Annotated in this window: 13 protein-coding genes and 5 tRNA genes; 7 read left to right on the top strand and 11 right to left on the bottom strand. The window is 59.2% G+C overall.

Annotated features, from left to right (window positions below):
- Nucleotides 1–148 precede the first annotated feature (148 nt).
- Genes B9Z47_RS17525 through B9Z47_RS17510 form a run of 4 tightly spaced genes read left to right on the top strand, consistent with a single transcriptional unit; the run spans nt 149 to nt 3,542 of the window.
- On the top strand, nt 149–1,087 hold the full coding sequence (locus tag B9Z47_RS17525) for an amidohydrolase (RefSeq protein WP_108332497.1): 939 nt from the start codon (nt 149–151) through the stop codon (nt 1,085–1,087).
- The gene (locus B9Z47_RS17520; RefSeq protein WP_108332496.1) at nt 1,084–1,893 is read left to right on the top strand and encodes an SDR family NAD(P)-dependent oxidoreductase; all 810 of its coding nucleotides are present in this window, start codon (nt 1,084–1,086) and stop codon (nt 1,891–1,893) included. The genes B9Z47_RS17525 and B9Z47_RS17520 overlap by 4 nt, the downstream gene beginning before the upstream one ends.
- A gap of 22 nt (nt 1,894–1,915) precedes the next feature.
- Nucleotides 1,916–2,896, top strand: a complete 981-nt coding sequence (locus B9Z47_RS17515; RefSeq protein WP_108332495.1) for a tripartite tricarboxylate transporter substrate binding protein — start codon at nt 1,916–1,918, stop codon at nt 2,894–2,896.
- 13 nt (nt 2,897–2,909) lie between these two features.
- On the top strand, nt 2,910–3,542 hold the full coding sequence (locus B9Z47_RS17510; RefSeq protein ID WP_146185827.1) for a hypothetical protein: 633 nt from the start codon (nt 2,910–2,912) through the stop codon (nt 3,540–3,542).
- A gap of 94 nt (nt 3,543–3,636) precedes the next feature.
- On the opposite strand, the gene B9Z47_RS17505 is transcribed toward B9Z47_RS17510, so the two are convergent.
- The 11 genes from B9Z47_RS17505 to folC form a co-directional block, all read right to left on the bottom strand.
- Nucleotides 3,637–3,713: transfer RNA gene (locus tag B9Z47_RS17505), tRNA-Asp, on the bottom strand.
- Nucleotides 3,714–3,762: 49 nt separating this feature from the next.
- Nucleotides 3,763–3,838: transfer RNA gene (locus B9Z47_RS17500), tRNA-Glu, on the bottom strand.
- Between the two features lie 73 nt (nt 3,839–3,911).
- Nucleotides 3,912–3,988 (bottom strand) — tRNA-Asp (locus B9Z47_RS17495).
- A 49-nt stretch (nt 3,989–4,037) separates the two neighbouring features.
- Nucleotides 4,038–4,113 (bottom strand) — tRNA-Glu (locus B9Z47_RS17490).
- 33 nt (nt 4,114–4,146) lie between these two features.
- Nucleotides 4,147–4,222: transfer RNA gene (locus tag B9Z47_RS17485), tRNA-Ala, on the bottom strand.
- A gap of 74 nt (nt 4,223–4,296) precedes the next feature.
- Nucleotides 4,297–5,706, bottom strand: a complete 1,410-nt coding sequence (gltX, locus tag B9Z47_RS17480) for a glutamate--tRNA ligase (protein ID WP_108332493.1) — start codon at nt 5,704–5,706, stop codon at nt 4,297–4,299.
- A gap of 1 nt (nt 5,707) precedes the next feature.
- Nucleotides 5,708–6,919 carry an O-succinylhomoserine sulfhydrylase gene (locus tag B9Z47_RS17475; protein ID WP_108332492.1) on the bottom strand — a complete coding sequence of 404 codons (1,212 nt, stop codon included), beginning with the start codon at nt 6,917–6,919 and terminating at the stop codon, nt 5,708–5,710.
- Between the two features lie 9 nt (nt 6,920–6,928).
- Complete coding sequence (gene purF, locus B9Z47_RS17470) at nt 6,929–8,443, bottom strand: amidophosphoribosyltransferase (protein WP_108332491.1); 1,515 nt, start codon at nt 8,441–8,443, stop codon at nt 6,929–6,931.
- 37 nt (nt 8,444–8,480) lie between these two features.
- Nucleotides 8,481–8,975 (bottom strand): CvpA family protein, encoded by a 495-nt coding sequence (locus B9Z47_RS17465; RefSeq protein WP_108332490.1) that lies wholly within the window; start codon nt 8,973–8,975, stop codon nt 8,481–8,483.
- Nucleotide 8,976: 1 nt separating this feature from the next.
- The gene (locus B9Z47_RS17460; protein ID WP_108332489.1) at nt 8,977–9,786 is read right to left on the bottom strand and encodes an SPOR domain-containing protein; all 810 of its coding nucleotides are present in this window, start codon (nt 9,784–9,786) and stop codon (nt 8,977–8,979) included.
- 10 nt (nt 9,787–9,796) lie between these two features.
- Complete coding sequence (folC, locus tag B9Z47_RS17455; protein WP_108332488.1) at nt 9,797–11,086, bottom strand: bifunctional tetrahydrofolate synthase/dihydrofolate synthase; 1,290 nt, start codon at nt 11,084–11,086, stop codon at nt 9,797–9,799.
- Nucleotides 11,087–11,136: 50 nt separating this feature from the next.
- On the opposite strand from folC, the gene B9Z47_RS17450 reads away from it, so the two are divergent.
- The 3 genes from B9Z47_RS17450 (at nt 11,137) to B9Z47_RS17440 (ending at nt 12,685) form a co-directional block, all read left to right on the top strand.
- A complete protein-coding gene (locus tag B9Z47_RS17450; protein ID WP_108332487.1) occupies nt 11,137–11,481 on the top strand; it encodes an ArsC family reductase in 345 nt (114 codons plus the stop codon).
- A 99-nt stretch (nt 11,482–11,580) separates the two neighbouring features.
- Complete coding sequence (locus tag B9Z47_RS17445; RefSeq protein ID WP_108332486.1) at nt 11,581–12,234, top strand: glycine zipper 2TM domain-containing protein; 654 nt, start codon at nt 11,581–11,583, stop codon at nt 12,232–12,234.
- Nucleotides 12,235–12,367: 133 nt separating this feature from the next.
- Complete coding sequence (locus B9Z47_RS17440) at nt 12,368–12,685, top strand: pyrimidine/purine nucleoside phosphorylase (protein WP_100173912.1); 318 nt, start codon at nt 12,368–12,370, stop codon at nt 12,683–12,685.
- The last annotated feature ends 2 nt before the right edge of the window (nt 12,686–12,687 follow it).

The raw sequence follows: 12,687 nt of genomic DNA, 5'->3' as shown, positions 1-12,687 counted from the left end.
CGGGGGGAAAGAACAACGGCAGTTTCACCGGTGTTGAATAAAACTCATGCCATTGCGAGACAACATGTATTCGGAGGGGCTCGGCATTTCCCGGCGTCTGTTTCACAATGAGACACCACCACATTCAGTGGCAGATAGTCACAAAACCATGCCTTCAGCCGCACCTGTTCTGACGTATGCCCGGCAACCGACCTCTGCGAGCATGCGCTTGCCTGCGGGCGCATGCGATAGCCATGTGCATGTTTTCGGCCCGCCCGAACGTTTTCCCTATTCGCCGCAGAGTGTTTTGAGACCCGCCACCGCCAGCAAAGAAACTCTGTTTGCTTTGCACCGGCATTTGGGCATTGAGCGCTGTGTGATCGTGCAATCGATGGTGCACGGCATGGACAACCGCGTGATCGAAGATGCGATTGCGGCCGGTCAGGGGCGTTATTTGGGCGTCGCGCTGGTTCCCAGTGATGTGTCCGATGCGGCGCTAGACCGCCTGGTCGCCAGGGGGTTCAAGGGCGTACGTTTCAATTTCATGCCACATTTGGGACCGGCAATCGACAGGTCTGATCTGCGTTTGCTGAGTCATCGGTTGGCTGATCGGGACATGCATCTGCAAATTCACATGGCCAGCGCACTGATTCAAGAGTTGTCGCCTTGGCTCCAAGAGGCCGCAACCCCCGTGGTGGTGGACCACATGGGGCGGGTCGATGCACGGCAAGGCTTGCAAAGTGCAGAGTTTCAGGCGCTTTGCCGTTTGCTCGATCATTCAGGGCTGCACGTCAAGGTCAGCGGCATCGACCGCGTCGACGCCGGCGTCGATGCAAGTGGCCATCCGCACCAGCCCTTTTACAGCGCAGGCATTGCACTGGCCCACTATTTGGTGAAGACCTTTCCAGAACAATGTGTCTGGGGCACAGATTGGCCGCACCCTCACCACACACATGTGCCGGACGATGGTGTGCTGACCGATGCTCTGGCGCAGATCGCGCCCTCTGAGCAAGCCTTGCAGGCACTGCTGGTTGACAACCCTTTGCGGCTGTACAAGTTCGACCACGTGCCATCCTCCATCGAACCGACTGAGGACGCGCCTGCATGAGTGCACGTTTTCAAAACAAGATCGCTGTGGTCACCGGTGCTGGCTCGGTCGGACCGGGCTGGGGCAACGGACGAGCCATTGCGGTGGCACTGGTTCGTGAAGGTGCGCATGTGGTGGCGCTCGATATCAGCTTGCGCAGCATGGATGAAACACTGGCATCGGCGCGAACACAAGCCACACACGGCGGCACGATCGAGTCCATGGTTTGCGATGTGACGCAGGCCGCATCGGTTCTGGCGGCCATCGAGGCCATTGTCAAAACCCACGGCCGCATCGATGTGCTGGTCAACAATGTGGGGGGCTCAGCCAAGGGCGGTCCAGTGGAAATGAGCGAGGAAGTCTGGGACGCACAAGTCGACTTCAACCTCAAGAGCGTCTTCCTCTTATGCAAGCACGTGCTGCCGGTGATGGAGCGCAACGGCCGAGGTGCCATCGTGAATTTGTCCTCGACCTCGGGCATCCGCTGGACAGGTGCAGCCCAGGTCGCTTATGCCGCGACAAAGGCCGGCGTGATCCAACTGGGGCGCGTGGTGGCCAACCAGTACGCCAAAAAAGGCATTCGGGTCAACACCGTGATACCGGGTCAATTGCACACGCCCATGGTCGAGACGCGGTTGGCCTTGCAGCGCAGTGGCGGCGATGTGCAAGCCTTGCTGGCACAGCGCCAGGCCCGCATTCCACTGCCATTCATGGGGGATGGCCGTGACACCGCCAACGCGGTGCTGTTCCTTGCCAGCGAAGAGGCCCGTTTCATCACAGGAACCGAGCTGGTGATTGATGGTGGCATGTCCACCCGTTGCGACTGACCACTTTCTCAAAAGGCCACACATGTTGACACGCATTAACACCCGCGTTCGTTTTGCTCCTCGCATCCTGGCCCTTGCCACCTTGGTGATACTGACCGCGCATTCAGCGCTGGCCCAAACGCGCCCACTGAAATTGCTTGTGGCATTTCCGCCGGGCGGGCCTGTCGACTTTGTGGCGCGAACCCTCAGTGATCAATTGGGCAAAGAGCTGAACCAGCCAGTGTTGGTGGAAAACAAGGCCGGGGCCAATGGTGCCATTGCGGCCGATGCCCTGATCAAATCTCCTGCCGATGGCCAGACACTTTGGCTGACCAGCGTGGGGGCGGTGGCGATCAACCCGACCCTTTACCCAGCCCTGCCCTACAAACCCCTGAGCGACCTGGCCCCCGTCTCCATGGTGGTCAACAATGTGGAGATGCTGGTGGTCAACCCGGCCAGCCCGGCCAATCAGCCGGGCGAGTTTTTAAACCATGCCAAGAGCAAGCGTTTGAGCATGGCCTCTTCGGGAACGGGCAGCGTGCCACATCTGGCCATGGAACTGTTGTCAAGTGCCACACAAATTGAAATGACGCATGTACCCTACAAAGGTGCGGCCCCTGCCATCACCGATGTCATCGCTGGTCATGTGGACGGCTTCTTTGGCGACATTCCAGGGCTGATCGGTCACATCAAGGCAGGCAAACTCAAGCCTGTGGCCTTGGCCGCCACGCAACGCCATCCCTTGTTTCCAGATGTCAAAACGTTTGAAGAAATCGGCGTCAAAGGGGTGGACTCCGACAACTGGTATGCGCTATTTGCACACAAGGGCACTTCAGCCGCCGACCTTGAACGGCTGAACAAGGCTGTGGTGAAAGCCTTGGCCGACCCCAGTGTGAAATCACGGCTGCTGGCTTCGGGCGCGGTGCCCTCCTCCTCCAGCCCCGCAGAATTGGCAGCGGTGCTTGTCAAAGATTCTGCCAAATGGTCTCAGATCATCAAAGCCAAAAATATCAAAGACAACTGATCACGGCCTGCTCATGACCTGCTCAACCGCCCTGCTTGTCAAGCTCCGGTATTCGCAAGTCTACGAGCTGACTTGGCTTAGCCATCAAGTGCTGAAGGCTTGTCAGATGCAAGGCATGACGCCACTTCATGTGCAACGCATCGTTCACACCACCCAAGCTGAAAACGGTCAGCCAATGACCCATGTTTACCTGGAAGGCTCGCCCAGCGACATGCTCACGCCTTCACAACGTGACGCTTTGTCGCAAAACCTGTCGAAACAACTGCAGTGCCCGACTGAAGTGTCTCGCCTCCAATCTGTGATGCAACTGGAAGGCGCTTCCCATGGAGCAGCGGCGGCTTTTCACTATGCAGTTGAAACCGACATTGACAAGGATTGGCGCGACGAAGTTTACCGCTGGTACGATTTGGAGCACCTGCCTGGCCTTGCCCAGGTTGCCGGTTGTGTGCGCGCCCAACGCTGGATCAACATTGACCGCGGTCCAGCATCGTTCGCCTGCTATGACATCACCCTTCCCGAGGTTTTACGATCACAAGCCTGGCTGAAAGTCAGAGGAACGCCATGGAGCAGCGAATGCCGACCTCATTTTAAAAACACCTTGCGCACGCTGTTCGAGAATTGCCAATGGCCAAGACCATCTGAATAAAGTCAACCGCCGTCACCAAGCTACGGCGGAAAACATCGGATGCGTCAGAACAAAACAAAAAACCCAAGCAGCAAACTACTTGGGCTTTTATATTTGGCGGAGTGGACGGGACTCGAACCCGCGACCCCCGGCGTGACAGGCCGGTATTCTAACCAACTGAACTACCACTCCTGGCAGATGGCTTTACTTCAACTTTGGTTGAAGACAAGTGCCACAAACTTGGCGACCCTACGGGGATTCGAACCCCGGTACTCACCGTGAAAGGGTGATGTCCTAGGCCTCTAGACGATAGGGTCATGGCCTGCTTGCCGCAGCACACTGTCGGCAATAAAAAACCCTTACAGATTTTAGTTTGTAAGGGTTTCAATTTGGCGGAGTGGACGGGACTCGAACCCGCGACCCCCGGCGTGACAGGCCGGTATTCTAACCAACTGAACTACCACTCCTGGCAGATGGCTTTGCTTCAACTTTGGTTGAAGCCAAGTGCCATAAACTTGGCGACCCTACGGGGATTCGAACCCCGGTACTCACCGTGAAAGGGTGATGTCCTAGGCCTCTAGACGATAGGGTCATAACCTGGACTCTTACGAGTTTTCGACACTTTTGGTGGAGGTAAGCGGGATCGAACCGCTGACCTCTTGCATGCCATGCAAGCGCTCTCCCATCTGAGCTATACCCCCCGTTTAGTTCATCACATCGCTTTCGCTTTGTGCTGCACCTCGTTAGTGTCGAGACTTGAATTATAGACAGAAATTTATGCGTTTTTGAGGCGCGCAATAATTTTTTCTCGCTGACTCAAAGAAAGTACAGCATCCAGCGATGGGGTTTGCGCTGTGCCCATCACCAGCACACGCACGGGCATGGCCAACTGTGGCATCTTGAGACCGGTTTCGGCCAAAGTTTCCTTGATAGCTGCTGCGATCGATGCTTTGTCCCACGCACAGGCAGCGAGCTTGTCTGCCAGCACGGCCAGCGCAGGTTTGACTGCATCGGTGACGTGTTGGGCTTTTTCTTCCGCGTTGGGCACCACGTCCAAATAGAAGGCCGAGATCCATTGGGCCAAATTCACCAAAGTGTCACAACGGTCTTTGAACAAGCCGCAAATGCTGGGCAAGCGCTCGTCGGCCACCACACCCAGTTTGACAAGGAAAGGTTGAACGTGTTCCGCCAACTCGGTATCGCCCATGGCCTTGAGGTGCTGGGCGTTGACCCACTTGAGCTTGGCTTCGTCAAACTGCGCGGCGCTGCGGCCCAAATGGTCCAGGTTGAACCACTCCAGAAACTGTGCACGGCTGAAAATCTCGTCGTCGCCGTGGCTCCAGCCCAGACGCGCCAGGTAGTTGACCATGGCATCGGGCAAATAGCCCTCGTCGCGGTAAGCCGTGACCGCCTTGGCACCGTTGCGCTTGCTCATCTTCTCGCCCTGCTCGTTCAGCACGGTGGGCAAGTGGGCATAGATCGGAGGCTCTTTACCCAAGGCCTTGAAGATGTTGATCTGGCGCGGCGTGTTGTTCACATGGTCGTCGCCACGGATCACATGCGTGATGGCCATGTCGATGTCGTCCACCACCACGCAAAAGTTGTAGGTGGGCGTGCCGTCCGGGCGGGCGATCACCAGATCGTCCAGCTCGTCGTTGCTGATCTCGATGCGGCCTTTGACCTTGTCGTCCCAGGCCACCACGCCGCCAATCGGGTTCTTGAAGCGCAACACGGGCTTCACACCTTCGGGAATCGCGGGCAAGGTTTTGCCCTCTGCCGGACGCCATGTGCCGTCGTAACGGGGTTTTTCCTTGTTGGCCATCTGGCGCTCGCGCAAGGCGTCGAGTTCTTCCATGCCCATGTAGCAAGGATAGACATGGCCAGCGGCAATCAAATCAGCCAGCACCGCTTTGTAGCGGTCCATGCGTTGCATTTGGTAGAACGGGCCTTCGTCGTGGTTGAGTTCAAGCCAGGCCATGCCTTCGATGATCACGTCCACCGACGCTTGCGTGGAGCGATCGAGGTCGGTGTCTTCGATGCGCAAGATGAAGTCACCACCGGTGGCACGGGCAAAAGCCCAAGGGTACAAAGCCGAGCGAATGTTGCCCAGGTGAATGAAGCCAGTGGGCGATGGGGCAAAACGGGTGCGCGTGCGTGCGCAAGAGCTTGAAAGGCTTTGTGTCATATCAAAGGGTGTCCAGACCACGGGAGAGGTCTTTTTGGATGTCTTGCGGGTATTCGAGGCCGACCGCCACGCGGATCAGTCCTTGGCCAATGCCCGCAGCTTGACGCTGAGCCTCGGTCAAGCGGCCATGCGAGGTGCTGGCGGGATGGGCCACCAAAGTTTTGGTGTCGCCCAGATTGGTGGACAGGGACAGCATTTGCATCGAATCGAGCACATGGAATGCGCGTGCGCGTGATTGCTCGGGGCCATCGGCTTTCACATCGAAAGACAAGACCGCGCCGCCCAAACCTGACATCTGACGCATGGCCAGATCGTGCTGGGGATGGCTGGCCAAGCCAGGGTAGTAAACGCGCGCAACCGAAGGGTGTTTTTCCAGCCACTCGGCCAGAATGTGTGCACGGGCGGTCTGCGCACGCATGCGCAAGTCCAGTGTTTCCAGGCCCTTGAGGACCACCCAGGCGTTGAAGGGCGCCAGCGTCATGCCACCGCTCTTGAGCACAGGCAAGAACTTCTCGGTGATCATTTGCTGCGAAGCACACAAGGCACCGGCCATGACACGGCCCTGGCCATCGAGGTACTTGGTACCTGAATGCATGATGATGTCAGCCCCCATGGCGGCGGGGCGCTGCAAGGCGGGCGTGGCAAAGCAGTTGTCCACGGCAAACAAAGCGCCCGCATTGTGGGCCATGTCGGCCAGCGCCTGGATGTCGCAGACTTCGGTCAGCGGGTTGGTCGGGGTTTCGGCAAACAACAGGCGTGTGTTGGGCCGGATGGCCGCTTGCCATTCTTTCAAGTCGGTCTGAGAGACAAAGCTCGATTCGACGCCGAATTTGGCGAGGTCGGAACCGATCAACTTGATGGTCGAGCCGAACATGGAGCGCGAACACACCACATGGTCGCCCGCTTTGAGCAAGCCCATGCACATCATCAAGATGGCCGACATGCCTGACGCCGTGCCCATGGCGGCCTCAGTGCCCTCCAGTGCAGCCAACCGCATCTCCATGCTGCTGACGGTGGGGTTGCCGTAACGGCCGTAGGTGTAGCCTTCTTCGTCGCCAGCAAAACGGCGGGCAGCCGCTTCGGCTGTGGGCTGCACATAGCCGCTGGTCAGGTACAGCGCTTCAGAGTTTTCGCCGTACTGGCTGCGCTCGACTGCGGCGCGCACCGCCAGGGTTTCGATGTGCAGATCGTCAAATCGGTTGGCTTCGGTCATGGCTTGTGCTCACACGCTGGCGTTGGGCAGTGCCAAACGCGAATTGTCATCGTCGCCCTCCTCCACTTGGAGGCGGGTTTCATTCAAACGGCTGATGTCGTTGGCCGAAATATCACCCGTGACATAAATACCGTCAAAACAAGAGGCATCGAAGTCAGACAGCGCGCCAGCCGCGTTGACACGCGCCTGGGCCACCGCGGTTTTCATGGCGTCCACGTCTTGGTAAATCAGGGCATCGCAGCCAATGATTTGGCGGATTTCTTCGATGCTGCGGCCGTGCGCCACCAGCTCTTCTTTGGTCGGCATGTCGATGCCATAAACGTTGGGGTAGCGCACGGGCGGCGCCGCGCTGGCCATGTAAACCTTGCGGGCACCCGCATCACGTGCCATCTGAACGATCTCACGGCTGGTGGTGCCGCGCACGATGGAGTCATCCACCAGCAACACATTGCGCCCCTTGAATTCGCTCACGATGGTGTTGAGCTTTTGGCGCACCGACTTTTTGCGCACAGCTTGGCCCGGCATGATGAAGGTGCGGCCCACGTAGCGGTTTTTCACAAAACCTTCGCGGTAAGGGATGCCCAGCAAATGGGCCAACTGGGTGGCGCTGGGGCGGCTGGACTCGGGAATTGGAATGACGACATCGATGTCGCTGGGTGGCACCGTGGAGATGACGCGCTTGGCCAGGGTCTCGCCAAGGTTCAAACGGGCCTGATAAACCGAGATACCGTCCATAGTCGAATCCGGGCGGGCCAGGTACACGTATTCGAAGATGCAAGGGCTCAGTTGCGACTTTTCGGCGCATTGCTGGGTGTGGACCAGCCCTTCCAGATCGACAAAAATGGCTTCACCCGGGGCCACATCGCGCTCAAACTGGTGCGATGTGCCGTCCAAAGCCACCGACTCACTGGCCAGCATGATCGAGCCGTCTTCGCTGCGTCCCATGCACAGAGGGCGAATACCGTGCGGGTCGCGGAAAGCCACCAAGCCGTGGCCTGCGATCAAGGCGATCACCGCGTAGGAGCCTTTGACACGGCGGTTCACGCCGCGCACGGCCTCGAACACGTCCAGGGGTTTGAGCGGCAATCCACGGGTGGTTTTCTCCAGCTCATGAGCCAGCACGTTGAGCAGAACTTCAGAGTCGCTTTCGGTGTTGATGTGCCGGTGATCCTTGGAAAACAACTCTGCTTTGAGCGCGTGGGCATTGGTCAGATTGCCGTTGTGCACCAACACCAGGCCAAAGGGCGCATTCACATAAAACGGCTGCGCTTCTTCTTCGCTGAAAGCGTTACCCGCCGTGGGGTAACGCACCTGGCCCAAGCCGCAGTTGCCGGGCAAGCTGCGCATGTTGCGGGTGCGAAACACGTCGCGCACCATGCCCTTGGCCTTGTGCATGAAAAATTTACGGTCCAACTGGGTGACGATGCCCGCAGCGTCCTGGCCGCGGTGTTGCAACAGCAACAAGGCGTCATAAATCAACTGATTGACCGGTGCGCTGCTGACAACGCCGACGATTCCACACATACTTTTTTCCGTTCAAAAATCGAACCCCCTGAAAACTTCAGGGCAAAAATTCAAGCAAGGACTGCGGCAACCAAGGCCTCAATCCATTGAGCAACACATTCAACCACGCAGGGCCTTGGGCGTTTTGCCACCAAGCCTCGGCAGACAGCCCCAAAAGTTGCAGCACGACCGTCAAAACCAACAGCAAAAGCACGCCTCGCATCAGTCCAAAAATGGCTCCCAAAGACCGATCAATGGGTCGCAAACCAACGGTTTCGACCCATTTTTTGATCAACCATGACAGCAGCCCTGCCACAAACAACGCGGCCACAAAAACCAAGACAAAGGCGACCGCATACTGAACCGTAGCCGCAGCGCCCTTCAAAAAAGGCAACAGGTCAACCACATCGGACGCCAGCCATTGGGCCAAGACAAAAGCGGCCACCCAGCCTGCGAGTGACAACACCTCGTAGACGAGGCCTCGCCAAAATCCCACCGTCATGGAGATCAGCAAGACCCCCAACAAAATCCAGTCGGTGAGGGACAATTGCACGTCAAAGCCTCAGCACAGCGGCCGACAAGTCAAGTCGCCGGATACGGGCGGCCACCTTGTCGGCTTCCTCCCGGCTGTCGAAAGGCCCCACGCGAACGCGTGTGCTCGCCTTGCCGTCCTTGCCGTCGATGACTTGGGTAAACGTCGACAACCCCGCTTGCTCCAGCTTGCGTCGGACTTCGCGCACTTTGACAGGATCGGTGAATGCCCCCACCTGAACCACATGCCGCTCTACAGCCGCCGCTGATTTGCCGTCCAGGAGTGACTTGGCTTTGCTGCCGTCATCTTTGGGCTTGGCCAGCGGCGATGCATCGGTCTTTTCGGTCCTGCCCGTTGCCGTTTGAGGCTCGGGTTTAGGTACCGGTGTTTTAACTTCCGCCTTGGGCACCATGGCGGCAGCTTTAGTCGGTGCCTCTGGCACAGGTGCCATCACCGCAGGAGATTGGGGGGCCTGAACCACTTCTTCATGTGGACTCAGACCTTCTTTGGCAGGAAGCGGCCTGGACTCGGACAAAAGCGGCTTGGCCGGCGCTTGCTCAGCAGGTACGTTCTGGCCAGGCGTCAGTGCCGGCACAGCTTGACGGTCCGCAATCACAATCGGCGTGTCCACCGCCACTGGTCGGGGCTGGGTGTCAAACATCAAAGGAAAACCGACCACGCCGATCAGCACCAAAACGACTGCACCGATCAGGCGATGGCGCGCACGCTTGCGGACGACTTCGATGTTTTCACTCGGTCCGGCAACAACCGCTTCGACAGGAGCAGTGGTCGATGCAGCTTGACCAGGAAGGCGGAACTTGAAAAAGGCCATGGCGGGGTGCTCAGGGGCTCAGGTGTCGGGCTTGCAGTCGGGGAATGCCCTCTTGCAAAACACCGCCCACGGTATAGAAGGAGCCAAAGACAACGATTCTATCAGCCGGGTCTGCCGCGCCAATGGCCGCCTGCAAGGCTGTCATCGGGTCGGGATGCACGCTGGCCGTGACATCCTTGCGGGTGTTTTGCGCCGCCCAGATGGTTTGCAAATCCAGCGCTTTGGCGGCCCGAGGCAGCGGCAAATCGGTGAAATACCAACGGTCGATCATCGGATTGACCTTTTGCAGCATGGGCAACAAATCCTTGTCGGCCATCACCCCCACCACCGCATGGGTGGTCGGGTAAAAGCCCATCGCGTCCAGGTTGGCCGCCAGCGCCGCCACCGAATGCGGGTTGTGCGCCACATCCAGCACCAGCACCGGCTCGCCCGGCACGATCTGGAAGCGCCCGGGCAACTCCACCATGGCCAGGCCATTGCGCACCGCCTGCGCCGTCACCGGAATGCGCTGGCGCAAGGCTTCCAGCGCCGCCAGCACACCCGAAGCATTGACCAGCTGGTTGGCCCCGCGCAAAGCCGGATAGGCCATGCCGCTGTAGCGTCGCCCGCGCCCAGCCCAGGCCCATTGCAGCTTGTCGCCCGAAAAATTGAAATCCTGCCCGAAACGCCACAGATCGGCCCCCACAGCCGCAGCATGGTCAAGCACGCTTTGCGGCGGCACCGGGTCGCTCACAATGACTGGCCGACCGGCGCGCATGATGCCCGCCTTCTCAAAACCAATGCTTTCACGGTCCTTGCCCAAAATGGCCGTGTGGTCGATGTCGATGCTGGTGATCACCGCGCAATCGGCGTCGATGATGTTGACGGCGTCCAGTCGCCCCCCCAAACCCACCTCCAAAATCGCCACATCCAGGTTGGATCGGGCCATCAGGTGCAAGATGGCCAGGGTGCTGAACTCGAAATAGGTCAGGCTCACATCGCCCCGCACCGCCTCCACAGCCGCAAAGGCCTCAGCAAACACCTGCGCCGATGCCGACTCGCCGTGCAGGCGGCAGCGCTCCTCGAAATGCACCAGATGCGGCGAGGTGTAAACGCCGGTGCGGTAGCCCGCTTGCAGCAAGATGGCTTCGAGCATGGCGCAGGTCGAGCCCTTGCCGTTGGTGCCCGCCACCGTGATGACAGGGCAGTCAAATCGCAAATCCAGGCGGCCGGCCACGGTTTTGACACGGTCAAGGCCCATGTCAATGGCCACGGGGTGTAGTTGCTCGCACCAGTCGAGCCATTCCTGTAGAGTCTTCATAGGCGGCGATTGTCGCCCAGTCCTCACTTCATTGACTTCAGCACACCCCCATGGACCTCTTTGTTTACGGCATTCCCAACTGCGACAGCGTCAAAAAAGGCCGCTCCTGGCTGACCGACCACGGCCTGGATTACCAGTTCCACGACTTCAAAAAACAAGGCGTGCCCGCCGCCGAACTCGACACCTGGCTGGCGGCTGTGGGCTGGGAAACCCTGCTCAACCGCAAAGGCACCACCTGGCGCAAGCTCGACGCCGCCGTGCAAGCGGGCGTGACCGACGGCGACAGCGCCAAAAAAGTCATGCTGGAACACGCCAGCACCATCAAACGCCCAGTCATCGCCTGGCCCTCGGGCCAAATCACGGCAGGCTTCACACCCGACCAGTGGCCCGCCTGACCCCGCACCGGGCCTTGACGCAACTTTACTTGCCAGCCACACCAGACCCCGCTGGCCACCGCTAAACTCGCGGCCAGTGATTTGACGGAGAACCCCATCATGAAAACCTTGGCAACCACACTTTTGCTGGCCACAGCCGGTCTGGCGCAAGCCCAGGAAGTCGGTCAGGTGATTTCACGCACAGCGGTTTACCAGCAAGTGGCTGTGCCGCGACAGACCTGCAGCCAGACACCCGTGGCGGTGCAAAACCCCACTTCTGGCGCAGGCGCGCTGATGGGGGCCATTGCAGGCGGAGCGGTGGGCAATCAAATTGGCGGCGGCTCGGGCCGGGCATTAGCCACCATCGCGGGCGTCATGGGCGGCGCAATGATGGGTGACAAGATTGAAAGCCCCGGCAGCCAGATCCAGAACCAGACCACCTGCACCACCCAGACCGTTTATGAAAACCGGTTGACGGGCTACAACGTGGTCTATGAATACGCGGGCAAGCAATACAACGTGCAACTGCCGCAAGACCCCGGCCCCACCATCCAGCTGCAAGTCACCCCGCTGGGTGCGCCCCGGTCTGAAGCCCCTGCTGACACCGTGGTGACCGCGGCCGCCATCCCCGCCACGGTCATCAACGAATCCCGCGTGGTCTATGTGCCCACCCCGGTTTACCGCACCTACCCGCCGGTTTACACCAACATCAACCTCGGCTGGGGTTGGGGCGGCGGCTACGGCTACCGCGGCGGTCACGGCCACTGGCGCTGAAAGCGCCCCCCGCCGATCTCTGGCCGGATCGGCCGTCTGGCCTAAAATGCCGGGTTGACTGGCCACAAAGGGCGTCTCAAGACGCCCTTTTCCATTGACGCGGGACTGTCCCGCCCCCTTTGAAGCACCCCACATGACCACCCAAACCATCGACGGCGTCTCCGTCAATACCCAAGCCAATGTTTACTTTGACGGCAAATGCGTCAGCCACGGCCTGACCCTGGCCGACGGCACCAAGCTGTCGGTGGGCGTGATCCTGCCCGCCACATTGACCTTCAACACCGGCGCACCCGAAATCATGGAATGCGTGGGCGGCTCCTGCGAATACAAGCTCGACGGCAGCACCGAATGGGTCAAGTCCAGCGCAGGCGAGGAGTTCAGCATCCCCGGTAACTCCAAGTTCGAGATCCGCGTGACCGAGCCCTACCACTACATTTGCCACTTCGGTTGATT

This window comes from Limnohabitans sp. 2KL-1, assembly GCF_003063435.1.
Classification (GTDB): Bacteria; Pseudomonadota; Gammaproteobacteria; order Burkholderiales; family Burkholderiaceae_C; genus Limnohabitans_A.
This window is presented reverse-complemented; position numbering and strand designations above follow the sequence as displayed.

What these genes read in the sequence shown, in the direction of transcription:
- purF (WP_108332491.1), bottom strand. Translation starts at nt 8,443, where the DNA reads ATGTGTGGAATCGTCGGCGTTGTCAGCAGCGCACCGGTCAATCAGTTG.
- B9Z47_RS17515 (WP_108332495.1), top strand. Translation starts at nt 1,916, where the DNA reads ATGTTGACACGCATTAACACCCGCGTTCGTTTTGCTCCTCGCATCCTG.
- B9Z47_RS17475 (WP_108332492.1), bottom strand. Translation starts at nt 6,919, where the DNA reads ATGACCGAAGCCAACCGATTTGACGATCTGCACATCGAAACCCTGGCG.
- B9Z47_RS17520 (WP_108332496.1), top strand. Translation starts at nt 1,084, where the DNA reads ATGAGTGCACGTTTTCAAAACAAGATCGCTGTGGTCACCGGTGCTGGC.
- B9Z47_RS17445 (WP_108332486.1), top strand. Translation starts at nt 11,581, where the DNA reads ATGAAAACCTTGGCAACCACACTTTTGCTGGCCACAGCCGGTCTGGCG.
- B9Z47_RS17510 (WP_146185827.1), top strand. Translation starts at nt 2,910, where the DNA reads ATGACCTGCTCAACCGCCCTGCTTGTCAAGCTCCGGTATTCGCAAGTC.
- folC (WP_108332488.1), bottom strand. Translation starts at nt 11,086, where the DNA reads ATGAAGACTCTACAGGAATGGCTCGACTGGTGCGAGCAACTACACCCC.
- B9Z47_RS17440 (WP_100173912.1), top strand. Translation starts at nt 12,368, where the DNA reads ATGACCACCCAAACCATCGACGGCGTCTCCGTCAATACCCAAGCCAAT.
- B9Z47_RS17450 (WP_108332487.1), top strand. Translation starts at nt 11,137, where the DNA reads ATGGACCTCTTTGTTTACGGCATTCCCAACTGCGACAGCGTCAAAAAA.
- B9Z47_RS17460 (WP_108332489.1), bottom strand. Translation starts at nt 9,786, where the DNA reads ATGGCCTTTTTCAAGTTCCGCCTTCCTGGTCAAGCTGCATCGACCACT.
- B9Z47_RS17525 (WP_108332497.1), top strand. Translation starts at nt 149, where the DNA reads ATGCCTTCAGCCGCACCTGTTCTGACGTATGCCCGGCAACCGACCTCT.
- gltX (WP_108332493.1), bottom strand. Translation starts at nt 5,706, where the DNA reads ATGACACAAAGCCTTTCAAGCTCTTGCGCACGCACGCGCACCCGTTTT.